The following is a 25,339-nucleotide window of genomic DNA, read 5'->3' as shown; positions in this document are numbered from 1 at the left end:
AATGGCTGCGCCTCAGCTTAACCCGGCCCCACAACCGCGCTCCTCCGCAGTCGCGGCGCTCACCATGTTTGCAAAAGATACGATCGCCAAAGAAAAGGGGCGCTGCCGCGGCAGCGCCCCGATCGGGTGCGGCGTGTCCGCCGCCGCTTATTTGATGCGGATCGCGATAAAGGCCGACGGTCCGCCGCGACGCAGGATTTCGAGCAGCACCGCATCGCGGCCCGCCTTCTTTGCGTCGCCGATGACCTTCGCCAGCGCCTCTGCCGAAGTGACCGGCGTGCGGTTGGCGCTCAGGATCGCGTCGCCGCGACGCAGCCCCTTGCGGCCCGCATCGCTGCTGCCCGCGACGGCGCCGATCACCAGTCCCTTGCTGTCGGGGTCGATGCCCACGGCGCGCGCGATCGCCGGGGTCAGCGGCTGCACCGCCATGCCCAGGCTGTTCTGGATCGTCTCGTCTGCCGCGCCGGAGGGATCCTCCGGCATCGTCTGTTCCTCTTCGGGGTCGAAATTGTCCGCGGCGAGCTGCTCTTCGGGTGGGCGCGTGCCGACGACGGCGTTAAGCGTCATCGTTCGCCCGTCGCGAATGACCTCGAGCGGGATGCGCGTGCCCGGCTTGGTGTTGGCGACGATATAGGACAAGGTCTGCTGCGGCGTCACATCCCGGCCGTTGACCTTCAGCACCACGTCGCCGCGCTTCAGCCCGGCCTTTTCGCCTGCTTCGCCGGGTTCGACGCGCTGCACGAACTCGCCGCGGTCCTTGGGCAGGCCAAGCGCGGCCGCCATATCCTCGGTCACCGGAACGATGCCGATGCCCAGATAGCCGCGCTGCGGCCGCTCGCCCGCGCGCAGCGCCTCGATCACCGGGATCGCCGCTTCGGCGGGAATCGCGAAATTGACGCCGATGTTCGCGCCGACAGGCGAAATCAGCATATTGTTGATGCCGACGACATTGCCTTGCAGGTCGAACAGCGGACCGCCCGAATTGCCGCGGTTGATCGCGGTATCGGTCTGGATATAGCGGTCATAGGCGCCGCCCTGGCCGATGTTGCGCTGCACCGCCGAGATGATCCCCGCGGTCACCGTCGAGCCGAGGCCGAGCGGGTTGCCGATCGCGACCACCCAGTCGCCGACGCGCGCCGGGCTGCCCTGGGCGAATTTGACAAAGGGCAGGCCCGATGCGTCGATCTTGAGCAATGCAAGGTCCGACGCCGCGTCGCGGCCGACGATCTTGGCCTTATATTCGCGCTGGTTGGTGAGCGTAACGGTGACCTCGTTCACCGCCTCGCCGCGCGGTCCGCCCGAAATCACATGATTGTTGGTGACAATATAGCCGTCCGACGAAATGAGGAAACCCGATCCGCCGCCCTGCTGCTCCTGCGTGATCGGCTCGCGCGTGCCCGCAAAGGGGTTGAGCCGGACGCCGAGCGTCACCTCCTGCCGCGTCGAGATATTGACGACCGCGGGCTGCAATTGTTCGACGAGGTCGGCAAAGCTGTCGGGCGCGCCGGCGCGCGGAACGACACGGGCCATCTCGCTCTGTTCGTTCTGCGCGACCTGCGCGCCGACGGGCGACTGGGTGACCAGCGCCAGCGCGGTGCCACCCGCCAGCAAGGCCGAAGTGATGCCATATACGTAACGCACGATCGGAAATCCTCTTCGTCTAGGTAAACTCTTAACCCCGGCCGCCGGTCTCTGCGGCGGGGCGGCTGAACGCCAATTGAACATGAACAAGCGCGACAAGTTCCGTTCATCGGCGCCGGGGCCGCAATCAACCGCCGCTGAACCGTTTCAGATATTCATTGTCGGGCGACAGGATGATCGACGTTCCGCCCTCGTTATTCTCGCCGAGGAAGGTCTGTCGATAGCTCTGCATCGCGCGATAGAAATCGTAAAATTCGGGATCCTTGCCAAAGCTGGCGGCATAGATGCGCGCCGCTTCGCCGTCGGCGCTGCCGCGGATGATCTGCGCTTCCTTCTGCCCCTCGGCGCGGATCGAAATCGCTTCCTGCTGCCGCGCGGTGCGCATCCGGTTATACGCGGCTTCGAGCGTCGCGCCTTCGGGCAGGTCGGCGCGCTTGATCCTGACGTCGATGATCTCGGCGCCATATTTCTGCGCCTCGCGATTGAGCGCGACCTGGATATTGTCCATCACCGCGCCGCGCTCGGCCGACAACAAGGTGGCAAAGGTCCGCTTGCCAAGCTCGTTGCGCAGCGACGAACCCAGGATCGTCGCGAGCTGTTGCTGCAGCCGTTCCTCGGTGCGGATCGCGGTGTACATGCGCACCGGGTTGGTGATGCGAAAGCGGGCAAAGGCATCGACCTGCAACCGCTGCTGGTCGGTCGAGAGCACCTGCTGGCGTTCCATGTTGATGCCCAGGATGCGCTTGTCGATCAGCTGCACCGTATCGGCAAAGGGCAGGGTGAAAAGCAGCCCCGCACCCGACCGGCCGAATTGCTCGCCGGGCTTATAGGCGTTCTTGGTGCCATAGACTTCGCCCACGCGCAGCACGACAGCCTGCCGGTCCTCAGGCACGATCGACACTGTCATCGACAGCAGCACCAGCAGCGCAACAACGCCGACCAGCAGGCGCACGGGATTTCGGAAAAGCGAGGAAAACATCACTCGCCTCCCTTTGTCGCGGCTTCGGGCGCGCGCAGCCGTTTCTGCACCTCATTGAGCGGCAGATAGGGCGTCACCCCGCGCGCTTCGACAATCGTCTTGTCGACGTTCGACAACACGGCCTCCATCGTTTCATAATAAAGCCGCTGGCGCGTCACGTCCGGCGCCAGTCGATATTGTTCGTAAATCTGGTCGAACGCCGCGGTGTCGCCCCGCGCGCGCTCAAGCACCTGCTGCTGATAGGCGCGGGCCAGGTTGATCGCCGCTTCGCGCTCCTGCCGCGCCGCGGTGACTTCCTTGAACGCTTCGTCGACCTGACTCGGCGGGTCGGCCTGGCGTATCGCGATGCCCTGGATCGTCACGCCCGCGCGATATTCGTCGAGCAGCGCCTGCATCCGCCGCTGCACCTGCGCCTCGATCTCGACGCGGCCGGGACCGATCGCCTGCACCAGATCGAAATTGGCGACCGTTGCGCGCATCGCGCTTTCGGCGACCTCGCGGATCGTGTCTTCGGGATTGGCGAGCTGGAAGAAAAACAGTTCCGGGCTGCGCACCGACCAGCGAACCTCATAGGCCAGATCGACGATGCTCTGGTCGCGCGTCAGCACGAAATTCTCGTCGGTCGCGTTGGGCGATCCGATCGCCATCGTGCGGATTGCACGGACGTCCTCCATGCGGATGCGTTCGATCGGCGCGGGCCAGGTCAGTTTGACGCCGGGACCGACGGTGCGCGCATAGCTGCCAAGCCGGGTGACCACGCCTTCCTTTTCCGGCGGCACGATATGAAAGGAAGAAAAGAAGAGCCACAGCGCAAGAACCGCGACGATCGCCCATTTCCAGATGCGCCCCGAATCGGCAAGATCGAAGCCGCCGCCCGAACCGCCGCCGCCGAAGCCGCCGCGCCCCTTGCGCAGCAGCTCGTCGAGCGCCGAGGGGCCGCGCGGCTTCGCGCCGCGGCGCTGGTCGGCGGGGTCGGGCGTGATCCAGGGATTGCGCGGACCCGGACGCTTGCCGTCGCCGCTGCCCTTGCCTTCGTCATCCTCGCCCTTGCCGGGACCGCTGCCCCACGGGCTGTTGGCCATCAGGCTGATCGAATCGAAAAACTGCCGCAATCCCCAAAGGGTGCGGCGCCCCATGCTGCCTTCAATCTGGTCGTTCATATTTGCTTTTATAGGGGCGGCGAGCGCGATTAACAGGGGGTGCGCGCGAAAATGGCTGGCAAAGCGCGCTCGCTTCCCTATTTCGGCGCAGACATGACCGACACCGCCCTCCTCGCCAGCATTGCCGACGACCTCAGCGGCGGCCGGACCTCAGGCCTTCGCTTCCTCGACGATACGGGCACGCTCGCGATCGTCCTCGACGTGACCGGGCTTGCCCCCGACGATCGCAAACCGCTGGAGGACAGGCTGCGCGCAGGCCTGCTCGAACAGCCCGGCGTGAACGAGGTCCGCGTCGCGATGACCGCCGAAAAAAAGGCGATGACGATCATCGCGGTCGGCAGCGGCAAGGGCGGCGTCGGCAAATCGACGCTCGCCGCGAACCTCGCGGTCGCGCTGCGACGGCTGGGGATCAGGATCGGGCTGGTCGATGCCGACATCTATGGGCCTTCGCAACCCAGATTGATGGACAGCGAGCATGTGAAACCCGAAGCGCGCGGGTCGAAACTCGCCCCCGTCCAAAGCGCCTATGGCGTGCCGATGCTGTCGACCGGCCAGATCGCGCAGCCGGGGCAGGCGATCGCGTGGCGCGGCCCGATGGCGGGGCGCGCGCTCGAACAGCTGGTCGATGCAAGCTGGGGCGACGTCGACACACTCGTCGTCGACCTGCCGCCGGGGACCGGCGACGTCCAGCTGACAATGATCCAGAAACACAAGCCCGCGGGGGCGGTGATCGTCTCGACCCCTCAGGACCTGGCGCTGATGGATGCGACGCGCGCGATCAGCCTGTTTCAGCAGGCCGGGGTGCCGATCATCGGGCTGGTCGAGAATATGGCGGGTTACGCCTGCCCGCATTGCGGCGAGGTCAGCGACCCGTTCGGCAGCGGCGGTGCAGAGGCGGCGGCGACGGCGATGGGTCACGATTTCCTCGGCCGCGTGCCCTTGTCGATGGGCATCCGTCTCGCGAGCGACGGCGGGGTGCCGCCGGCGGCGGGAACCGATCCCGCGGGCGAACCATTCCACGCGATAGCGGCAAAGGTCGCCGACTGGCTGAACGCACGAAAGGGCAAATGATGGCGATCAACGACGAAGGCGAAATCCGCGAGCTTCTGGGCCAGCCGCGCCGTATCGCGGTGGTCGGCGCCTCGCCCGACCCCGCGCGTCCGTCGAACGGCGTGCTCGCCTTCCTGATCGCGCAGGGTCACGATGTGATCGCGGTCAACCCCGGCCACGCGGGCAAGACGATCCACGGCGCGCCGGTCGTCGCGACGCTCGCCGATGTCGAGCCGCCCGCCGAAATCGTCGACATATTTCGCAACAGCGACGACGCGGGCGCCGCGGTCGACGAGGCGATCGTCCACGGCGCAAAGGCGGTGTGGATGCAGATCGGCGTCGTCGACGAGGTCGCGGCAAAGCGCGCCGACGCAGCCGGACTCGTGGTGGTGATGAACCGCTGTCCCAAGGTCGAGATCCCGCGGCTCGGCTTGTTGAAATGAAGCTGATCCTTGCCATCGCCGCCGTCGCGCTACTCACCGGCTGCGCGACCACCCCCGCCGCGACCGATCCGCAGGATGCCTTTTTCGCTGCGCTCGCCGCGCGCTGCGGGCAAGCCTATGCCGGCAGGCTGGCAAGCGATCAGGACATCGACGCCGACATGCGCGGCAAGGCGATGGTGATGCACGTCCGCCGCTGCACCGCTGACCGGATCGAAATCCCCTTCCATATTGCCGGGCTCGGCCCCGACGGCGGCTGGAACCGCTCGCGCACCTGGATCGTCACGCGGACGCCTACCGGGCTCCGGCTCAAGCACGATCACCGCCACGCCGATGGCAGCGCGGACGAACTGACGATGTACGGCGGCGACACGGCCGAACCCGGCACCACGACGCGCCAAACCTTTCCCGTCGATGCCGAATCGATTGCGCTCTTCACCCGCACCGGACGTAGCGTGTCGAACAGCAATATCTGGTCGATCGAAACGACGACCGACGGCTTCACCTATGGGTTGAGCCGCGAAGGCCGGGACTTTCGCGTGACCTTCGATTACGGCCAGCCGATCAGCCCACCGCCTGCACCCTGGGGCTGGTAGCCGACTTCCAACCCCGTTTGTGCGGAGCTTGTCGAGGCACCGTTCTTCCTTTCGACGCCGCAAAAGAAAGGATCAGCCCTTGGGCAAGCTCAGCGCGAACGGCAAGCGAGTCAGCCCGTGACCCCACCAAAAGCCTTTGCCTCGCCGCATCGCCCCGCTTATCAGCGTCGGCGATGGCGGGCATTCGCGACACGGTTGGAAAGCGCAAATCGCGGCTGCCGCAGGTCAGCCGCCGCCAGATGCTCGTCGGCGCGACCGCCGCGGGCGGCCTTGCGATCGCGTGGGGCCTGTGGCCGCGCGATTACCAGCCGAACCTGACCGCCGCGCCCGGCGAACATGTCTTCAACGCCTTTCTGAAAATCGGCGACGACGGGCATATCAGCGCGATCGTCCCGCAGTGCGAAATGGGCCAGGGCGTCACGACGCTGTTGCCGCAGATCATGGCCGACGAACTCGGCGCCGACTGGCGCACGATCGCGGTCGAAAGCGCGCCGATCAGCCCGCTTTACGCCAATACGCTGCTGGTCGACGAGGACAGCGCCGTCTTTACCCCGCGCGCCGGCGTGCCCGATTTCGTCGCCGACGTGCGCAGCTGGGTGCGCCGCGAATGGGCGGTGCGCAATGCCGTGATGCTGACCGCCAATTCGTCATCGGTGCGGATGTTCGAGGAACCGTGCCGCGCCGCGGCGGCGCAGGCGCGCGCGCTGCTGATGATGGCCGCGGCCGATCGCTGGGACGCCGACTGGCAGGACTGCGACACGCAGGACGGCTTTGTCCTCCATGGCCAGAAGCGGTTGCGCTTTGCCGAGGTCGCCGCCGCCGCCGCGATGCTCGAACCGCCCGCCCAGCCCGTCTACCGCGCGTCGGCCGCCGATCCGCTCTATGGCAAGGAACTGACGCGGCTCGACCTGCCCGCAAAGGTCGACGGTTCGGCAAATTATGCCGCCGACATCCGCCTGCCCGACATGGTGTTCGCCGCGATCCGGCAAGGCCCGCTCGGCGCGACGCGGCTGAAAACTATCGACCGTAAGGCGGGGTTCGCCGCACCCGGGCTGCTTCATGTCGTGACCCACGACCGCTGGGTCGCGGCGGTGGCGCGCAACTGGTGGGCGGCAAACCGCGCGCTCGATCGTTTCGCACCGGTGTTCGAGACCCAGGGCGCGCCGATTTCGACCGATCGCATCGACAAGGCGCTGAAGGCCGCGCTGAAGGCCGATGGCTATCGCATCCACGGCAAAGGCGACGTCGCCGAAGCGATGGAGGGACGCACGCGCATCGCCGCCGAATATTCCGTCGCCCCCGCGCTCCACGCCCCCATCGAAACGCGCAGCGCGACCGCCGCACCCGACGGAAGCGGGCTGCGGCTGTGGGTCGCGACGCAGGCGCCGACGCAGTGCCGCGACGCGGTCGCGCGCGCCACCGGATTACCCGCCGCCGACGTCACCCTCTTCCCGATGATGGCGGGCGGCTCGTTCGACGCCTGCCTCGATCATAGCGTCGCGGTGCAGGCGGCGATCATCGCGCTTGAAATCCAGCGCCCCGTCCAGCTCGCCTGGTCGCGCGCCGAAGAGATCATGCGCCTGCCGCCGCGCGCGCCGGCGCGTGCCAGGCTGACCGCGACGCTCAACGCCGCGGGCGGGATCGACGCGCTCGTCACGCGCATCGCCGTCCCTTCGACCAACCATGAGGTGCGCGCGCGGCTGTTTGACAATCTGCCCGCCGACGTCGCACAGCGCGCCGCCGTCGGCCGTGCAGACGCCGCCGCTGTCGAGGGTGCCGCAACGCGCTACGCCATTCCGCACCACGCGGTCGATCATTGCCCCGCCGACATCGGCCTGCCCACGGGGCGCTGGCGCGGCAATGCCGACAGCTATACCGCCTTTTTCACCGAATGCTTCGTCGACGAACTGGCGGCGCGCGCAGGGTCGGACCCGCTATCCTACCGCATGGCGATGCTCGGCGACGCACCGCTTCTCGCGCGCTGCCTGCTCACCGCGACCAGCCTCGGCGGCTGGGAAGGCGGTTTGCCTGGCAGCGCGCAAGGCCTTGCCTGCCACAGCATGCGCGGCAGTCACATCGCGCTGATGGCCACCGCGCGGCAGAGCGACCGGGGGCTTCAGGTCGAACAGCTGGTCGCGGTCGTCGATGCGGGGCGCCTCGTCAATCCGGCGATCGCGCGCCAGCAGATCGAGGGCGGGCTGATCTTCGGCCTTGCCGCCGCGGTCGGCACGACGACCGACTATGCGGACGGGCTCGCGACCGCCCGCAAGCTCGGCCAGCTCGGCCTGCCGCGCCTGTCGCAGACGCCCGAAATCCTCGTCGAATTCGTCGACAGCGACCGCGAACCCGGCGGCCTCGGCGAAATCGCCGTGCCCGTCGTCGCCCCCGCGATCGCCAATGCGATGTTCGCCGCGACCGGCCGCCGCATCCGTCGCATTCCCCTTTCGGCGCAACCGCTATGACCCCGCCGTCCGATCATCCGCCTGTCGTCGCCCCGCGCGTCGGCGTCCTGATCGTCAACCTCGGCACCCCCGACGCGCCCGATCCGCCGTCGGTGCGCCGCTATCTGGCTCAGTTCCTGTCCGACCGGCGCGTCGTCGAAATCCCGCCGATCCTGTGGCAGCCGGTGCTGCGCGGCATCATCCTGAGAACGCGGCCGAACAAGTCGGCGCATGCTTATGCGCAGATATGGACCGACGACGGCTCGCCGCTCGCCGCGATCACCCGCGCGCAGGCGGCGGCGCTGCAAACCGCGCTCGGCAGCGGCGTCGAGGTCGCTTATGCGATGCGTTACGGCGAACCGGCGATCGGCCGCGCGATCGACGCGCTGACCGCGGCGGGGTGTCGCCGCATCCTGATCGCCCCGCTCTATCCGCAATATTGCGCCGCGACGACCGCGACGGTGATCGATGCCGCCGCCGACCATCTGAAGACGCTGCGCTGGCAGCCCGCGCTGCGGTTCCTGCCCCCCTATGCCGACGATCCCTCCTATCTGGACGCGCTCAAAGCATCGGTCGAGGCGGGGCTGGCAACGCTCGATTTCGTGCCCGACATACTGCTTGCCAGCTTTCACGGGATGCCAGAGCGCACGCTCCATCTCGGCGACCCCTATCATTGCCAGTGCCAAAAGACGGCGCGGCTGCTCTCGGAGGCGCTCGGTCGCCCGGTCGAGGTCGCCTTCCAGTCGCGCTTCGGCCGCGCCAAATGGCTCGAGCCTGCGACCGACGTCCGGCTCGAAGCCTTGGCAAAGGCAGGAAAGGGCGTCGCCATCTTCGCGCCCGGCTTTGCCGCCGATTGCCTCGAAACGCTCGAAGAGCTGGCGATCCGCGGCAGGGAACAGTTCATGGCCGCGGGCGGTCGGCACTTCGCCTATCTCCCCTGCCTCAACGCCGACGCGCCCGGCATGGCGATGCTCGAAGCGCTCGTGCGGCGCGAGCTGGCGGGCTGGATCTGATGCACGGCCGCTTACCAACTGTTTAGGGCAACCGGTTAAAATGCTCCATCGTGGCGCCGATCCGGCGCGGCGGCGCCCGTCTGTGGAGTGATGCGATGAACGAGGTCGAGCTGGCCGCCCTGATGCTCGCAGCCGCGATGCTGTTGGGCATTGCGCTTGCCCTTGCGATCTGGCGTGCGCGCCGCCCCGTCACATCGCCGCCCGCGCTGCGGGCGCCGCGCGAAACGCACCGGCTCAAACTGCCGCGCAGGGCGCCCGAAGTCGCCGAAATCGAAATCGCGCCGTCGCGCCTCGCCCGGGTCAGCGGCAAGGCGCCGCTAGAGCCGCCGCGCGAGCCGATGCTCGACAGGGCCTTTGCAGCGGAAACCCCCGTCGAGGGGATCGCCGAGCCGATCGCGACCGAAGCCGCATCGCAAACAATAAGGGCAGAGGTCGAAAAGGTCGCGGCCGAGGCATTCGTCGATGCAGGCGCCGCGGCGGTGACGCTGCACCTCGTTCCGCAGATTCCGCCGCGCGATGCCATTTCGACGAACAGCTGGCTCGGCGGACGCCCGCGGCTGGCGACGGGCATGGCCTGGCCTTTGATCGACGGCCAGCCCGCCGATTTCCTGGCCCAGATCGGCTGCGCCGACCTGCCGCGCAACCTGTGGGGCGGGCTGGGGCCGCGCCACGGCGCGCTTGCCATCTTCATCCATCGCCACCGGCCCGATGTGCGGGTCCTCCATGTCGGCGAGCCCGGAGCGCCGCTCGCGCCACCCTATGCGCTTAACCTGGGCGAGGGGTGGTTCGGTCCCTATGGCGACCTTGCCGGGGGCGACCTTGCTTCATTTGCCGTGCGCGCCTTTCCGCAATGGCCGGTCGACCTGGTCGAAGCGAACGCCGCCGACCCGCTTCCCAGCGGCATGGCGGACGGCCTCGACACCCACGGCTATGACATCGCCGATCCCGCTTTCCATCCCTTCGACTGGGGCAGCCTGACCGCGATGGCGGCGATTCTCGAATCGCGTCTGGGCCGGCTTTTGACCGAACCCGCGGCCGACTGCGGCGCCGCTTCGGCCGACGCGATCGAGCGCTGCGTCGCGATCAACCGCGAGGCGCGCGAGCGCGCGGCCGAGATCGTCGGCATCATCCACGACAGCGCGGTGCGCGATCCCTTTTCGCCGGGCGATGCCACCGCGGTGATGGCGGCGCTCCACGCAATCCCGTGGGCGACGATCGCACGCAAGACGTCCGCCGATGGCAGCGAAACCTTCGAGCTGGAGACGCTGCCGCTGACCACGCACCGCGCCGACGCCGATCTTTGGGTCCGCGATTATCGGACGATGCTGTTCGACCGCGCGAAACATGCCTGGTGCGCCGATCCCGCCAATCTGTCGGCGCCCGCCCGCGCCTATTTCGAGCCGCTGTGGCAGCGCCTCGCCATGCGCGAAATGGCAAGTGTGGGCGGCGAACGCGACGGCGAACCCATCCTGCTCGCGCTGCCGACAAGCGGGCTGATGAGCCGCCGTTTCGGCGACGACCGAACGCTGCTTGTCACGATTGCCGGGGCGGATCTGGCGATCGGCGATTTTGCGAAAGCGCGCGCGCAGCTAGTTCGCTGAATAGCTTTGCGATTGACGTTCCGGTCAACTTGCAGCGCGCGTCGCCGCGCCCTAATCATCGGTTCAAATCTGTGGGAGAGATGATCGATGGCACGCATAGCAATCGTCACCGGCGGCAGCCGCGGGATCGGCGAAGCCATTTCGCTGAAGCTTCAGGAACAGGGCGTCACCGTGGTCGCCAACTATGCCGGTAATGACGAAAAGGCGCGCGCCTTTACCGAACGCACCGGGATCAGGACCTATAAATGGGATGTCGGCGACCATCAGGCGTGCCTCGACGGCTGCGCGCGGGTCGCGGCCGAAGTCGGCCCGATCGACATCGTCGTCAACAACGCCGGCATCACCCGCGACGGCACCCTCGCCCGGATGAGCTATGACGACTGGCACGATGTGATGCGCATCAACCTCGGCGGGTGCTTCAACATGGCGAAAGCCTGTTTCCCCGGCATGGTCGAGCGTGGCTGGGGACGCATCGTCAACATCGGTTCGATCAACGGGCAGGCGGGCCAATATGGCCAGGTCAATTATGCCGCCGCCAAATCGGGCATTCACGGTTTCACCAAGGCGCTGGCGCAGGAAGGCGCCAAGAAGGGCGTGACGGTAAACGCGATCGCGCCGGGTTATATCGACACCGATATGGTCGCCGCGGTTCCGCCGCAGGTGCTCGAAAAAATCGTCGCGAAGATTCCCGTCGGGCGTTTGGGCCAGGCCGACGAGATCGCGCGCGGTGTGGCGTTTCTGTGCAGCGAGGATGCGGGGTTCATCACGGGATCGACGATGAGCATCAACGGCGGCCAACACATGTATTAGGCGAGGGGTGTCGCTCCTCGCGTTCGCGTCCAGCCCTTCGACGGCCCTGGCAGGTGCTCAGGACCAACCTCGCCCTTTGGTCGAAGTCGAGATACGCATTGGCAGCCGCCAGGCTGAGGGGGCATCGCGACTTGGCTCGATGCGAACGGATATTCAAATGGCCGATAAAGCCGCCGCCTACCACCCTCCCGTCAAACGCTCGGTGACCATCGCCGGCCACCCCACCTCGATCAGCCTCGAACCCGTCTTCTGGGCCGCGCTCGAAGCCGAAGCCGCGCGTCAGGCGCTGCCCGTCAACGCGCTCGTCGCGCGCATCGACGTCGAACGCATGGAAGCGGGCGATCCGCCGAACCTGACCTCGGCGATCCGGCAGTGGCTGTGGCATCGCCGCGGCGATCAGAGCGCGGCGTAAACCGCCTGCGCGAACGCCGCGCCCTTGTCGGGCGCGTGATGAAGGAACAGCGACGGCTCGATCAGTTCAAGCTCCATCACATGCAGGCGCCCCGCCGCGTCGCTGACCATATCGACACGCGCATAGACGGGTGGCATCGAAACGGCGGCCAGTGCCATCGCGGCGAGCGTGCGCGCCGCGTCATTGGCCTCCCACGCCGTCTCGCGCCCGCCGAACTGTTCCTGCACGCGAAAGTCGCCCGCCGCGGGGCGCTTGACGATCGCGTGGCTGAAGCGGCCGCCGAAGAAGAAGAGGGAAAACTCGCCCTCGGTCAGGATCCCCGGCATCAAGGGCTGGACGAGGCGGCGCTGGCCCAGCGCTTCGACGGGAATCGGCGCACCCGGCGCGATCCGGTGCGTGCCATCGGCGCCGCCCGAAATCGCGGGCTTTATCACGACCTCATCGACGCCGAGCAGCTTGCGCGCATCGGCCAGCGCGGCGGCATCGAGCGCCGCCGCCTCGACCGTCGGCACCACGGCAACGCCCTTTGCCGCAAGATCGGCAAGATAGGCCTTGTCGCTGTTCCAGCGCAGCACCGGCACCGGATTGACCACCGGCGCTGCCCCGGCCGCAAGACGGTCGAGCAGGCCATACCAAGCCGCGACATCGCGCTGATAACCCCAGGCGAAGAGCGGCATGATCAGATCATGCCCCGCCAGGTCGCCCGGATCGGTCCACACGCGATGCTCGACGGCAAAACCGGCGGCGGTCAGCGCCGCCGCCTTGCGCGCAAAGGCGGGCTGCCATTTCTCCGCATAGTCGGGCGCCGGAACCAGAATCGCGACGCGGGGCTGATAGGGCATCGAGGGAGCTTTCCTGAAGCCCCGCCCCTTCCGGGGAGGGCCTGTCCTTTTACCGCGCCAAAAGCCCCCGCGCCTGCCCCGCGATATGCGACAGCATCGCGCCATTGGGGTTGGGCATCATCCGCGCGCGGTCGACCGTCGCGCGGAACTGTTCGACCCGCGGCGCATGGTCGGCGAGCCATTTGGTCACCGCCGCGTCGAGATCGCCCTTCGGCAGCCCGCCAAGGAAGCCCAGCCGCATCTGCTGGAAATCGCGCGCCAGGCTGTTGACCAGCAACCGTTCCCACGGGTCGGCGGGGCTCATATGCGCCGCCAGCGTCTGCGCCCAGTCGAGCCCCAGCGCCTCGCCCAGATGGGTGAAGGCGTGCGTCACCGCGACCTCATCGTCGCCGCACCGTTCGGCCAGGTCGACGATGCCGATCGCGCCGTCGGTCTTGAACAGCCGCACCACCGCCGCGGTCAGCGCCTCAGGCGCGCCGGCGTCGAGCAACTGCTGCGTCAGCATCTCCCACTGGCGCCGCACCGACGGGCTGAGCAGCCCGTCGACGCTGGCGTTCAGACGGTCGACCCCCGGCTCAAGCCGCGCGACGACCGGACCGGGGCGCGACAGCGACTGCGTCACGCGCAGCAGGTCGGCCATTTGCGACGCCATTGCCGCCGCCGCCTGCGAAAAGAGCGACAGGCGGATGCCCTCGTCGATCTTTGCCGCGTCAAGCTCGCTCCAGATCGCGGGCATCCCCAGCAGCCGTTCGACCGCGACGAATGCCGCCGCGACGTCGCCGAGCGCGCAGCCTTCCTCTTCGACCAGCTCGAAGGGGTGGACGATGCCCATGCGGTTGACGATGCGGTTCGCCACCTTGGTCGCGATGATTTCGCGGCGGAGCTGATGGTCGGCGATCGCGCCCGCGAAATCGCGCTGCATCTCTTGGGGAAAGGCCGCGGCAAGGTCGCTTGCCAGTGCGGGATCGTCGGGCAGGTCGCTCGCTTCGATCGCATCCTGCAAGGCCAGCTTGGCCGTCGACAGCAGCACCGCGAGTTCGGGGCGCGTCAGCCCGCGTCCTTCGGCGGCGCGGCGCAGCAGTTCGTCGTTCGCGGCGAGCCCTTCGACCTTGCGGTCGAGCCGCCCCGACGCCTCGAACGTCTCCATGATCCGCACCAGCGACGGCACCGCGGCCGATCCGCCCTTTTCGGCGATCGACAGCGCGAGCGCCTGGAGGCGATTATCTTCGAGAACGAGCGCCGAAACATCGTCGGTCATGCGCAGCAACAGCGCGTCGCGGTCGTCCTGCGACAATCGCCCTTCGGCCATCTCGCGATTGAGCGCGATCTTGATATTGACCTCATTATCCGAACAATCGACGCCCGCGCTATTGTCGATGAAGTCGGTGTTGATCCGCCCGCCCTTCGTCGAAAAGGCGATGCGAGCCGCCTGCGTGACGCCGAGGTTCGCGCCTTCGCCCACGACCTTCACGCGCAGATCCTCGGCGTCGACGCGCAGCGCGTCGTTCGCGGGATCGCCGACTTCGGCGTTATTCTGGCTCGCGGCCTTAACATAGGTGCCGATGCCGCCGAACCACAAGAGGTCGACCGGCGCCTTCAGGATCGCCGAGATCAGCGAATTCGGGTCGATTTCGCTCGCCGACACGCCGAGCAATGCCTGGACTTCGGGGCTCAGCGGGATGCTCTTCTGGCTGCGCGGAAAGACGCCGCCGCCCTTCGAGATCAGTTTCTTGTCATAATCGTCCCAGCTCGATCGCGGCAGGTTGAACATCCGCTCGCGTTCCTTCCAGCTTTTCGCCGGATCGGGATCGGGGTCGAGGAAGATGTGGCGGTGGTCGAAGGCCGCGCACAATTTGATCGCCTTGCTGAGCAGCATGCCATTGCCGAACACGTCGCCCGACATGTCGCCGCAGCCGACGACGCGGATCGTATCGCTCTGCACATCGATGCCCATTTCGGCGAAGTGCCGCTGCACCGAAATCCACGCCCCCTTGGCGGTGATGCCCATCGCCTTGTGGTCATAGCCCTTCGATCCGCCGCTCGCGAAGGCATCGCCCAGCCAGAAGCCGCGTTCCATCGCCAGCGCATTGGCGACGTCGGAAAAGGTTGCCGTGCCCTTGTCGGCGGCAACGACGAAATAGGGGTCGTCGCCGTCGCGGATCACGACATGTTCGGGATGCACGACCTTGCCCGCGACCAGATTGTCGGTGATCGACAGCAAGGAGCGAATGAAGATGCGATAGCATTCGGTGCCTTCGGCGAACCAGGCATCGCGGTCGAGCGACACGTCGGGCAGCGCCTTGGGATAGAAACCGCCCTTCGCGCCGGTCGGCACGATGACGGCATTCTTGACGCGCTGCGCCTTCATCAGCCCCAGGATTTCGGTGCGGAAGTCGTCGCGGCGGTCGGACCAGCGCAGCCCGCCGCGCGCGACCGGGCCGGCGCGCAGGTGAACGCCCTCGACGCGCGGCGAATAGACCCAGACCTCGCGCCACGGCAGCGGCTTGGGAAGGCCGGGGATTTGCGCGCTGTCGATCTTGAACGCCAGCGCCTCTTCGGCGGCGGGCGCAAAGGCGTTGGTGCGCAGCGTCGCGCCGATCACCGCGTGGAACAGTCGAAGGATGCGATCCTCGTCGATCGACTTGATGCCCGCGAAGCCCGCCTGGATCTCGGCATCGAGCGCGGCGGCGCGCGCGGCGTCGTGCGCCTTGGGATCGTGGAGCGCGCGGAAGCGCTCGATCAGCGCCGCCGTCAGTTGCGGGGCGTGGCGCAGCGCACTGACCACCGTGTCCATGCCATAGGCCGACCCGCCCTGCCGCAGGTAGCGAAACCAGGCGCGCAGCCAGACGATCGCGACCGGATCGGTCTGGTTGGTAAGGACGAGCTGGTTGAACGCATCATTTTCAGCACGACCGTCGAGCACCGCGGCAATCGCGCCTTCGATCGTCGCAGCGAAGGGAAGCAATGCCTTTTCCTCGACATTGGCGGGCAGACGCAGCGTGAAGTCGTGAATCACGATCGGCCGGTCCTCGTCCTCGCCGCCCGGCGCGCGCAACGCGCCGAGCGCGGTCGGGATTTCCTCCAGCACTTCGAATCCGAAATGTTCGAGCGCCGGCACGACGTCGGACAGCGCGAGCGGACCGACCGCGCTATAGACTTTGAGCCGCAGCCGGTCGTCGCCGTCGAGGCTCTTTTTCGCCAGGCGGACGCTGCGCGGGTTCGCGGCATCGAGATCGCGCAGCCGCGAGATGTCGCGCGCCGCCTCTTCGGGATTGTAGAGGTTGCGATAATTGGGCGGAAAGGCAGGCGCAAAGCGCACCGCGAGCGCCGCGGCACGCCCCGGATCGCCGCGCCGCGCAAGCGCCGCCTCGACCTCCGGCTGCCAGCCGCGGACCATCTGTTCGAGCTGCGCGTTGAGCGCGTCGGTGTCGGGAACGACGCCGCCGCTGCGCAGGTCGAGCGTGTAGCGGAGCAGCGCCGCACCGCCATCCTCAAGCACCATCGTCCAGCCGATCACGCCCGCCTTCGCTTCGCGGACCAGCATCGCCTCGACCGCGATGCGGCGGCCGGTCGAAATCTCGTCGCGCGGCAACCAGACGAAGGCGAAGAGATGGCGGCCGAGCGCGCTGCGCACCGTCACCAGTTTCGGTCGTGGCCGGTCGGTGATCGACATCGACGTGAGCACAAGCTCTTCGAGCGACGCCGAATCGAAAGCGATGAGCAGGTCATGCGGCAGCGCAGTCAGCGCGTGCGCGAGCGCCTTGCCCGCATGGCCCGCGGGATCGAAACCGAATTTCGTCATCAGCGCGTCGAGCTGCGCGCGCAGCACCGGCACCTTCGCGGGCGGCGTCGACAGCGCCTGGCTGGTCCACAGCCCTGCATGGATCGACAGCCGCTCGACCGTCTGGCCCTTGATTTCGGGGACGATGATGAGGTCAAGCAGAACGCGGCGATGCACGGCCGAAAGGCGGTTCGACTTGATCAGCAGCGGCGCGGGCGCACCGCCCGAATGCAGCTGGCCATCGAACCAGGCGAAGGCGGCGTCGAGCGCCGCGGGCGACAGCAGCTCGCTGTCGGCACTCTCGCTGATCCCCAACGGTTCGTGCATCCGGCCGTCGCGGGTGCGCCATTCATGGCCGAGCTGCGTCATGAATCCGCTCTCGAACCAACGCAGCAGTTCGGCGCCCTCGCCCTCAAGGCGCATCGCGGCGTCGGCCAGCATCGCAGCGCGCATCGCGCGCCAGTCGCGCACCGCCGCGCGCACGTCGCGCAGCGCCGCCTCGATCGCGTCGAGCAGACGCCGCCGCGCGCGCGCGTCGCCGCGTTCCAGCTCGATATAGATGACCGACTCGCGTATGTCGCCCGCTCCGGCTTCCTGCAAATGGCCCTTCGCATCGCGTTTGACCGCGATGACGGGGTGAAGGATGCGATGGACGACCAGCCCCTGCGCCGCGACGACCTGTGACGTCGAATCGACAAGAAAAGGCATGTCGTCGTTGATGATGGCAAGCCGCATCCGGCGGTCCGGCCCGTCGGCGGCGATCGGTTCGAGCAGCAGGGACGGCGTCCCGGGGGCGCGATCGAGCGCCGCGCGCGCGGCGAACTGGCTCGCCTCGGCGAGCGCCGCGCGGTTCATGTCGTCGCCCTCGCCGGGAAGCGCGCTGCCTTCGAGCGCGTCCAGATAGGCGGCAGCGATTTTTGCGGGGATTTTGACGGGGGTGGTCGGCGTGTCCGTTTCCGGCGTGTCGGACAGAATCTTGGGCATAAGGTGCAGCATCCCGAACCAAAAAAGGGGGGACCCTGCCGACGATCGGCAGGGGTCCGTTCGCTGCCGCCCCCTATGCGCCTGTGGCGCGCGCGGCTCAAGGCCTCGTTCGCGCGCTCGCGTAAAAATATTTCAACTTTCAGGTTGTCTGTTGCGCGACGCCGGGTCAGCCGCCAGCGGTGATCGCGATCGCCTTTCCGGCAAGTTTCGCCACCAGCGCCGGGTCGTCGGCCGCCTTGGCGACGATGCCGACATGACCGCCCGGCATCGCGCGCGCGATGAGCAGCACGAATTCGGCATCGCCCGCGTCATGTTCCAGAATCACCGCGGGCTGTGCACTGCGCAAGCTTTCAAGCCGCGCGTCGGCCGATACTTTCGCCTTGACCGGCCTGCGCCGCCCGCGCGCATCCTTGACCAGCCCCTTGAGCCCGCCGGGATAACGGTCGAGATAGGCGGCAAGTTCGCCGCGCGCGATACCTTCGTCCTTCGCATGGGCCAATGCACAGGCATATTCGGCCAGCCGTGTCTTGTCATAGGCGGCGCCAAAGACCAGCTTGACCACCGGCGTCATCGGCGCGCGCGGCTGTGTTTTTAGCCCCGCATCGTCGAGCAGCGCGGCAAAAGCTTCGGGCTGTTCTTCGGCAGCGAGCGCGAAGTCCCACGCCTTGCCGACCGCCCGATACAGCGCGCTGCGGCTGCGGCTGTCGGCGGCGATCGCCCGCTCGGCGGTCTCGCGCGCCAGCGCCAGCCAGTCGGCCAGCTCGGCTTCAGGACCGGGATCGGCGGACTCATGGGCGGCGTCGTCGGCGCGGTCGGCGTCGCCGCCCAGCACGGCAAAGCCCGGCGCGGCATCGGCGCCGAAATCCTCGTCGAAGTGCAGCGAGTCGGGGCCATCGGCCCACACCGGCACCGGCGCGGTCAGCGGCGCGGCGCTACGCAGCGCCTGTTCGACCGACAGCTGCAACTCGGCTTCCTGTTCGGCAGGAGCGACTTCCTTCCAGTTGATCACGCCCATGATGAAATCGATGGTATCGTCGTCGGACGACAGGGGCAGCAAAATGCCGCGATACATGATCGTCACGCCGCGATCGCTCTCGAACTCGGCCTCGAAGCCGATCGGCGCGCGGTTGGCGATGATCTGCAGATAATGGTCGGTCAGCCGCGACAGCAACGATCGGCCAGGTATCTGACTGATGTAATGGACATTCTCGTCGATCTGCGACTCGTCGCGCAGCCGCTCGCCCAGAAAGGCGATACCGGGGTTTTCGATGCCCTGGGTGAAATCGAGCAGCACCGCATGCGGACCGAAATCGGCGCTTTCAAGGTCGAGATCCTCGACCGACGGATAGGCGCGGTCGGCCAGGAGCGAGGCCCAGTAATTATAGGCGCGCACCTGCATCCGCCGTTCGTCGACGCCGACAGCCGCGGGCGCCTCGACTGCCTCGTCGTCCTGGCCGTGGCTGCCCGAAAGCAGTCCGCGCATGCTGTCCATCAATTATCCCCAGCCACAAATATCGGCGAATCCTATGCACCGGGACTGGTAAAAGCGGCGTAAACGATGGCGGAACAGGGTCGGCGCCCTCTGTTCGTCATCCCGGCAAAGGCCGGGATTTCACCGTCCCGGCCTAACTCGACCAGCCGCCGCCAAGCGCGCGGAACAATGCGATCTGTCGCCGCGAAATCTGCGCGTCCTGCACCGCAAGCACCGCCTCGGTTTCGGCAAAGGTCCGCTCGGCATCCAGCCATTCGAGCGAGTCCGACGCGCCCTCTGCCCGCTTGGCGCGGACGATCCGCGCGGCGCGTTCGGCCTGGTCGCGCGCCGCGCGCAGCGACTGGCGTTGTTCGAGCGAACGCGCATAGGAGGACAGCGCCGCCTCGGTCTCCTCCAGCGCGCGCAGCACCGTGCCGTCGGCGCCCGTCCGGGTCGAGCCCGCTCCCGGGATGTATTCCTGCTGTCGATGGATCCGGCCGCCGCGTGACCCGTCACGCGACGGCCGCTCCAGGGGGAGAGCCCTATTTTTGTATACTGATTGGTATATAATCCGTGTTGCGGCGCGTCAAGCGCATTCTGTACCGGACAGTAAAAATAATTCTTTCAGCGCCCTTATCCGAAACACGGACGGCCGCTTTCGGCGAACAAATGCCCTGCTCAGCGCCCCGGCCACAGTTTGAGGCTGGTTTCGACCAGCCGTTCCAGCTCGGCGCGCGTCGCGCCGGCACCCGCCTGCACCGACATGCCCTGGTTCACCGCCATCAGAAAAGCGGCGAGCCCCTCGGGGTCGGTATCTTCGGGAAAATCCCCCTCTTCCTTCGCGCGCACCAGCCGATCGAGCATGGCGCGCTTTGCCGCCGCGCCGCGTTCGAGCACGGCCTGGCGGATGCACTCGGCCTCTGCCCCGCACGCGACCGAAGCGATCACGCCCAGGCAGCCGTTGGGGTTTTCGGGGCAGGTATACATGTCGAGCGCCCCGCGCATCAGCCGCTCGGCGACCCCGCGCGCAGTCGGCGCGGCGAGTGCAGCCTGCATATAGTCGAGCTTTTCGCGCTCATACAGGTCGAGCGCCTTGTTGAAGAGCGCTTCCTTATTGCCGAAGGCGGCGTAGAGGCTCGGCTTGGTGATCCCCATCGCTTCGGTGAGGTCGGCCATCGACGCGCCTTCATAGCCTTTCGACCAGAAGACTCGCAGCGCCGCGGCCAGCGCCGCATCGACGCAAAACTCGCGCGGACGCCCCTTGTGCGGGACGGCTTGCGAATCAGCGCTGGCGCCAGTGTCAACTTTCATAACGACTGGTATATAATATAGCCGTCACGAAAAGTCCAGCGGGGCGCCGGTTCAGCCGCGCCGCGGGTCGATCGGCGGCCCGATGGGCGCCTTACGCCAACCGGACCTGCCCGCCGTCGCGCACGAACGGCACGCGCTTCAGCACCGAGGTGCGATAATCGGGCGAAAGCACCGTATCGACGGCAATGAAAGTGGCGACGCCGCCGTCGCGGGTAAGTTCGACGCGCACATAGCCCTGGTGCATGTTGTCGGTCCACGCCACCTCCGGAATATGCGCGGCATAGGCCGCGTCGAGCGCGCGCGAGGTGACGTCGCCGAAACCGCTTTCGACAAAATCGCCGGGCGAGGAGATGCCCGCGGTCCCGAACTCGATCCCCGCCGGGCGCCCCGCCGCATCGGCCAGGCAATTGGCCCAGAAGCTGTGGCTGTCCCCCGACAGGAATAGGAGATCGCCCGCCCCCGCGCGCCGCGACAAGGCATAAAGCCGTTCGCGCGCCCAGGGGTAGCCGCCCCACGCATCGGTATAGTCGGGCAGGTTAAAGCGCCCCTTCCACGCGAGCGCGACCACGGGGTCGGCGGCGAGCCTGGCGCGCTCGGCGGGCGCGGCGGCGGCCAGCTTGGCGAACGGGTCGGGCAGGATGCCGAGCCTGGCGACATCGGGCACCTCGACGCGCGCGATCACCATCGGCGACCCGATGATCCGCCACGGCTGCGCTTCGGCCACCGACTGCGCCAGCGCCGCCTCCAGATCGGCTTCGAGTTCGGCCGAAAGCATCGCGCGGCCCGGCGCGCCGAGCACTTTGCGGCGAAAGCGCCCGGCCGTTTCGGCGTCGGTGATTGTGGCGGCATGATCGGCATATTCGATCTGCTGCGCCCGCGCGCTGTGGCGCGTTTCGAGCGTGTGGAGCAGCGCAAGGTCGCCGAAGCGATAGGCGCGCCAGAAGTCCGCGCGCGTGCGCCCCGGCTGCGCGAGCCATTCGGGCTCGCGCACCGGCATCCATTCATAATAGGCGCGCATCGACGCCGCGCGGCGCGCTGCCCAGTCGCCCTCCGTCGCCGCCTGATGATTCTGCGCGCCGCCGGTCCACGGGTTGTTCGTGCTCTCATGATCGTCCCAGCACGCCAGCAGCGTATGGTTCGCGTGCATCGCCTGCGCCCCGGCGTCGGTCTTGTACTGCGCGTGGCGCATCCGATAGTCGGCAAGCGAGAGGACCTCATGCGGCGGCGCATGGGCGCGAGCGATACTGCGCGCGACCGCATCGCCCCAGCTGCCGTCGCCGCCATATTCATAGATATAGTCGCCGGTGTGGAGCACGTAGTCGACGGCGGGGTCGCGCGCGATCGCATCATAGGCGTTGAAAAAGCCGAAGGCGAAATTGGAGCAGGAGGCAAGCGCGATCCCCAATCGGTCGAGCCGCCCTTCGGGCAACGTCCGCGCCCGGCCCACAGGCGACAGCGCTTCGCCCAGCCGGAAGCGGTAATAATAGACGGTGCCGGCGGCGAGACCGCGCACGAGCAGCTTGACCGTGTGGTCGCGCCCGGAATCGGTCGTCACCGCGCCCGCTTGCAAGACGTCGGCGAAATCGGGCGTCGCGCTCAATTCCCACATGACCTCGGCGCGGTCCGCCGTCGTCACATGTGTCCACAGGACGACGCTGGCCGCGTCGGGGTCGCCGCTCGCGACCCCGTGGCGAAAGGTCGGGTTGGCGGGCGCGGCATGGGCCAGCAGTCCGTCCGGCAGCGCGAACAGCGTCGCGCCGCCCGCCATGCCGGAAAGGAGCGCGCGGCGCGCGATTTCGGCGCGGTGAAAGTGGCTGGTCATGCGCTGATCGTCCCTGTCCTTCAGGCCTGCCGATCGCCGCGGCAGGCGGGCGACGCCGAATCGGCTCCGCCCGCCGCCACGCCCGATCAGAAATCGGCGGTCACGGTGAAGATCATCGATCGCGGCGCGCCGATCCACGCGGCATTTCCCGAAATGCCGCCCAGATAATCCTCGTCGGTCAGATTGTTGATCGTCAGGCTGAAGTCGAGCGCCCGAAGCCAGTCGGTCAGCGCTTCGCCGCGCATCCCGATGCTGAAGTCGGTCAGGAAATAATGCTTCGCTTCCCAGCTGTTGTCGGCGTTGACGAAACGGTCGCCGGTATATTTGCCGGTCAGGCCGATACGAAAGGGTCCGGTTTCATAATGGCCCGACAGAACCCACATATCCTTGGGAATGCCCGCGACGCGGTTGCCCGGCGTGACCCCCTGTTCCGCGTCAAGCACCGCGTTGCCGGTGCCGCGATACTTGGCGTCGATATAGGTATAGGCGGCATAAAGGTTCAGTCCCGGCGCCGGACGGACGTTGGCAAGCAGCTCGAAACCCTGCGAATCGATGCCGCCGGCGTTGAAGAATTTGCCGTCGCCTTCGCCCAGATAGTCGTTGCCCGCTTCGGTCGAGTTGGACACGAAGATCACCTGGTTCGAAAACTTGCTCTTGAACCAGGTCGCCGACGCGTTGAACGAGCGGCTCTGGTAACGCACGCCCGCTTCCCAATTTTCCGCCGTTTCGGGCTGGAGTTCGGAAAAGTCCGCGTTGCTGAACTCCAGCACCGCATCGCTCAGCGCCTTGAAATTCTCGGCATAACCGCCGAACAGGTTGAGCCCCGCCATCGGTTCGATCTGGATGCCGCCCGAAAAGAGGACGTCGGACGTCGATTCGATCCGCGCATTGGGGGTTTCACCGAACAGGTCGATACGGTCGATATTGTTGATGAACTGCTTGGCGCCGACATTGACCGTCACCGGCCCGAACGTCAGGCTGTCCTCGACATACCATTTGAACGTGTCCTGCGGATATTTGCGGCTGTACTGGATCCAGTAGGGCGCCGGATCAAAGTCGGGGCCGACCGTCGTATCGACGACATTGTGCCAGTCGCGCCATTCGCTGCGGCGCGTATCCTCGTACCAGATGCCGCCGCGCAGCTTGTTCTCGCCGCCGCCGAAACTTGCTGTCCATGCGGCTTCGGCGGTGCCGCCGATGCGGTCCTTGCGATAATGGGTGTGGCGATAGGATTGCGCGCCGATCGCGCCCGGCGCGTAGCAGGCGGGATCATAGACGGGGTTGGTGGTGCCGCCATAGGGATAGGGCACCAACCCGACGCAGCCCGCGATCGGGCTGAGCGCAACGCCATTGGCATTGACGAAATAGATGAGCCCCGCCGGCGCGCCGCCCTTCTTAAGCCCGCCCGACAATTCGCTTTCGGGATTGCCCGCGCCGTCGGCAATCACATTGGCGACATATTGCGGCACCCAGTCGCCGCGCCCCGACATGTCGTGATAATAGACCGACGCGCGAAGGTCGAGCGCATCGGCGATCGTCGTTTCGGCCTTCAGATAGGCAAAGACATTCTTGCGCAGCGTCGACCAGGCGCGGCGATAGGCCTGGTCCTGATAGGGGATGCCGGTCCACACGCCGACCAGCCCGTCGGTTTCAGGAAACAGGCGGAACTGTTCGGCCGAATAGACCTGGTCGTAATTATCCTCATGCGCGTCGTCATAGCTCGCATAGCCGGTGATCCGCACCGGCGTGTCGAGCACGAACTTCGCCGCGAAATGATCGCGCCGGTTCTGCGCCGACCCCTCGATCCAGTCGGTCGCTTCCTGCCGCGAATAGGAGAACCAGGCGCGCGCCTGCCCGTCCAGAATCGAACCCGTATCGAACCTTGCATAGATGCGGCTCGCCCCGAAATCGCCGACCGACCCCGACACGCGCAGCCGCATTTCCTCCAGCGGGTCCGACGTCACGAAGTTGAGCGTGCCGCCGAGCGCTTCGTTCGACAAAGATCCGATGTCGGCCGTCCCCTGCGACACTTCGACGGTGCGCAGGTTCATCGTGTCGATAAAGCGGTTGGCCTTCGACCCGCCGCCATAGCCCGACCCGCCGTTGGGCAGCCCGTCGACGGTGATGCCGACCTGTTGCTGGTTCAAATTGGTCTGGAAACCCCGCACCGCGACGGTGGTCGACCAGTCGTCGAATCCGAAGGCATCGCCTTCCTGCACCTGCACGCCGGGCAAGGTGTCGATGACGTCCAGCACCGAGACGAGCGGCGGCTGCTCGGCGATCATCGTCTCGGTCGCCGCGGCATTATTGTAAGTGGCGCGCGATCCGGTGACGACGATGGTGTCGGCTTCGGCCGCATCGGCCGCATCGGCGGCGATCGCCGGCGACGTGGCGGCAATCGCAGCGAGGCTGGCCCCGACGACAAGGAAATGGCGGCTGGAAAACGACATGGTGACAGACCCCTTTGACAAGCTTCGGTGCGCGGCAGCTAGTCGAGCATTCTGACACCGAGCCGTCAGTTCAGAGACAGTCGCGCGGCAGTTCATGGTCAAAGCGATGACAGGCGCGGCACCGCCGCCCTCCCGGCGGCGACCACCGAAAGACGCACAGGATCGCCGCGCCGTCAGGCGGGCGACAAGCCGGAAATCAAGGTGAAAATGTTGGAGGTGTGGTCAGTCGTCCGATCACCCGTCTCTACCTAATTTTCCCTGTTGTGAGGGAATTTACAGGGAAATTTCTGATTTCGGCGTCTGTTTTCGGCTCCGATTTCCCGAATTATCACAGAAATCCCATTGGTTAGGATAGGGTTCCCTGAGTCTAAATAACAGGGAAGGACCATGCGAATAACAGGGAAAGCCCTTCAGCCGAACAGGGAAAGGCGGACGGGTTTGGAATGGTATAGCCCGCGAGGAAGAGCAGGATGGTATTTCAGAAAAGTTAGCGTCCGCGCTCGTGGTGTAATTTCCGGTGTAGGCGATGGTGTAT

18 protein-coding genes are annotated in these 25,339 nt (G+C 66.8%); 8 read left to right on the top strand and 10 right to left on the bottom strand.

What is annotated here, in order from left to right:
• Window positions 1–147 precede the first annotated feature (147 nt).
• The 3 genes from HUW43_RS14280 to hflK all read right to left on the bottom strand — a co-directional run bounded on the left by HUW43_RS14280 (window position 148) and on the right by hflK (window position 3,780).
• On the bottom strand, window positions 148–1,641 hold the full coding sequence (locus HUW43_RS14280) for a trypsin-like peptidase domain-containing protein (protein WP_188238028.1): 1,494 nt from the start codon (window positions 1,639–1,641) through the stop codon (window positions 148–150).
• A 127-nt stretch (window positions 1,642–1,768) separates the two neighbouring features.
• Entirely contained in the window at window positions 1,769–2,620 is an 852-nt protein-coding gene (hflC, locus tag HUW43_RS14275; RefSeq protein WP_188238027.1) for a protease modulator HflC, read from the bottom strand.
• A complete protein-coding gene (gene hflK / locus HUW43_RS14270) occupies window positions 2,620–3,780 on the bottom strand; it encodes a protease modulator HflK (RefSeq protein ID WP_188238026.1) in 1,161 nt (386 codons plus the stop codon). The genes hflC and hflK overlap by 1 nt, the downstream gene beginning before the upstream one ends.
• A 93-nt stretch (window positions 3,781–3,873) precedes the next feature.
• Here hflK and HUW43_RS14265 point away from each other — a divergent pair, with 93 nt between their 5' ends.
• The 8 genes from HUW43_RS14265 to HUW43_RS14230 all read left to right on the top strand — a co-directional run bounded on the left by HUW43_RS14265 (window position 3,874) and on the right by HUW43_RS14230 (window position 12,143).
• Window positions 3,874–4,851 (top strand): Mrp/NBP35 family ATP-binding protein, encoded by a 978-nt coding sequence (locus tag HUW43_RS14265; protein ID WP_188238025.1) that lies wholly within the window; start codon window positions 3,874–3,876, stop codon window positions 4,849–4,851.
• Entirely contained in the window at window positions 4,851–5,273 is a 423-nt protein-coding gene (locus HUW43_RS14260) for a CoA-binding protein (RefSeq protein WP_188238024.1), read from the top strand. Before HUW43_RS14265 ends, HUW43_RS14260 begins: the two co-directional genes overlap by 1 nt.
• Window positions 5,270–5,866, top strand: coding sequence for a hypothetical protein (locus HUW43_RS14255; protein WP_188238023.1), 597 nt, complete (start codon window positions 5,270–5,272; stop codon window positions 5,864–5,866). The genes HUW43_RS14260 and HUW43_RS14255 overlap by 4 nt, the downstream gene beginning before the upstream one ends.
• A gap of 173 nt (window positions 5,867–6,039) precedes the next feature.
• Window positions 6,040–8,328 carry a xanthine dehydrogenase family protein molybdopterin-binding subunit gene (locus HUW43_RS14250; protein WP_188238022.1) on the top strand — a complete coding sequence of 763 codons (2,289 nt, stop codon included), beginning with the start codon at window positions 6,040–6,042 and terminating at the stop codon, window positions 8,326–8,328.
• Entirely contained in the window at window positions 8,325–9,320 is a 996-nt protein-coding gene (gene hemH, locus HUW43_RS14245) for a ferrochelatase (RefSeq protein WP_188238021.1), read from the top strand. The genes HUW43_RS14250 and hemH overlap by 4 nt, the downstream gene beginning before the upstream one ends.
• 50 nt (window positions 9,321–9,370) lie before the next feature.
• Entirely contained in the window at window positions 9,371–10,921 is a 1,551-nt protein-coding gene (locus HUW43_RS14240) for a DUF1963 domain-containing protein (RefSeq protein ID WP_188238020.1), read from the top strand.
• Between the two features lie 87 nt (window positions 10,922–11,008).
• A complete protein-coding gene (gene phbB, locus HUW43_RS14235) occupies window positions 11,009–11,731 on the top strand; it encodes an acetoacetyl-CoA reductase (protein WP_188238019.1) in 723 nt (240 codons plus the stop codon).
• Window positions 11,732–11,888: 157 nt separating this feature from the next.
• On the top strand, window positions 11,889–12,143 hold the full coding sequence (locus HUW43_RS14230; RefSeq protein ID WP_188238018.1) for a ribbon-helix-helix domain-containing protein: 255 nt from the start codon (window positions 11,889–11,891) through the stop codon (window positions 12,141–12,143).
• Here the strand turns inward: HUW43_RS14230 and HUW43_RS14225 are convergent.
• The 7 genes from HUW43_RS14225 to HUW43_RS14195 all read right to left on the bottom strand — a co-directional run bounded on the left by HUW43_RS14225 (window position 12,128) and on the right by HUW43_RS14195 (window position 24,804).
• Window positions 12,128–12,985, bottom strand: a complete 858-nt coding sequence (locus tag HUW43_RS14225) for a RimK family alpha-L-glutamate ligase (RefSeq protein WP_188238017.1) — start codon at window positions 12,983–12,985, stop codon at window positions 12,128–12,130. The two genes, HUW43_RS14230 and HUW43_RS14225, sit on opposite strands and share 16 nt — an antisense overlap.
• A 49-nt stretch (window positions 12,986–13,034) precedes the next feature.
• A complete protein-coding gene (locus tag HUW43_RS14220; protein ID WP_188238016.1) occupies window positions 13,035–17,750 on the bottom strand; it encodes an NAD-glutamate dehydrogenase in 4,716 nt (1,571 codons plus the stop codon).
• A gap of 166 nt (window positions 17,751–17,916) precedes the next feature.
• Window positions 17,917–19,242 (bottom strand): hypothetical protein, encoded by a 1,326-nt coding sequence (locus HUW43_RS14215; RefSeq protein ID WP_188238015.1) that lies wholly within the window; start codon window positions 19,240–19,242, stop codon window positions 17,917–17,919.
• Between the two features lie 133 nt (window positions 19,243–19,375).
• Window positions 19,376–19,651 carry a hypothetical protein gene (locus HUW43_RS14210; protein ID WP_317450872.1) on the bottom strand — a complete coding sequence of 92 codons (276 nt, stop codon included), beginning with the start codon at window positions 19,649–19,651 and terminating at the stop codon, window positions 19,376–19,378.
• A 248-nt stretch (window positions 19,652–19,899) separates the two neighbouring features.
• Window positions 19,900–20,532: a TetR/AcrR family transcriptional regulator gene (locus tag HUW43_RS14205; protein ID WP_120218506.1), complete on the bottom strand. Its 633-nt coding sequence runs from the start codon at window positions 20,530–20,532 to the stop codon at window positions 19,900–19,902.
• Between the two features lie 91 nt (window positions 20,533–20,623).
• Window positions 20,624–22,354: an alkaline phosphatase D family protein gene (locus HUW43_RS14200; protein ID WP_188238014.1), complete on the bottom strand. Its 1,731-nt coding sequence runs from the start codon at window positions 22,352–22,354 to the stop codon at window positions 20,624–20,626.
• An 86-nt stretch (window positions 22,355–22,440) separates the two neighbouring features.
• The gene (locus HUW43_RS14195) at window positions 22,441–24,804 is read right to left on the bottom strand and encodes a TonB-dependent receptor (protein WP_188238013.1); all 2,364 of its coding nucleotides are present in this window, start codon (window positions 24,802–24,804) and stop codon (window positions 22,441–22,443) included.
• Window positions 24,805–25,339: the final 535 nt, after the last annotated feature.

The organism is Sphingopyxis sp. LK2115, from assembly GCF_014595975.1.
In the GTDB taxonomy this organism is placed as follows: Bacteria; Pseudomonadota; Alphaproteobacteria; order Sphingomonadales; family Sphingomonadaceae; genus Sphingopyxis.
This window is presented reverse-complemented; position numbering and strand designations above follow the sequence as displayed.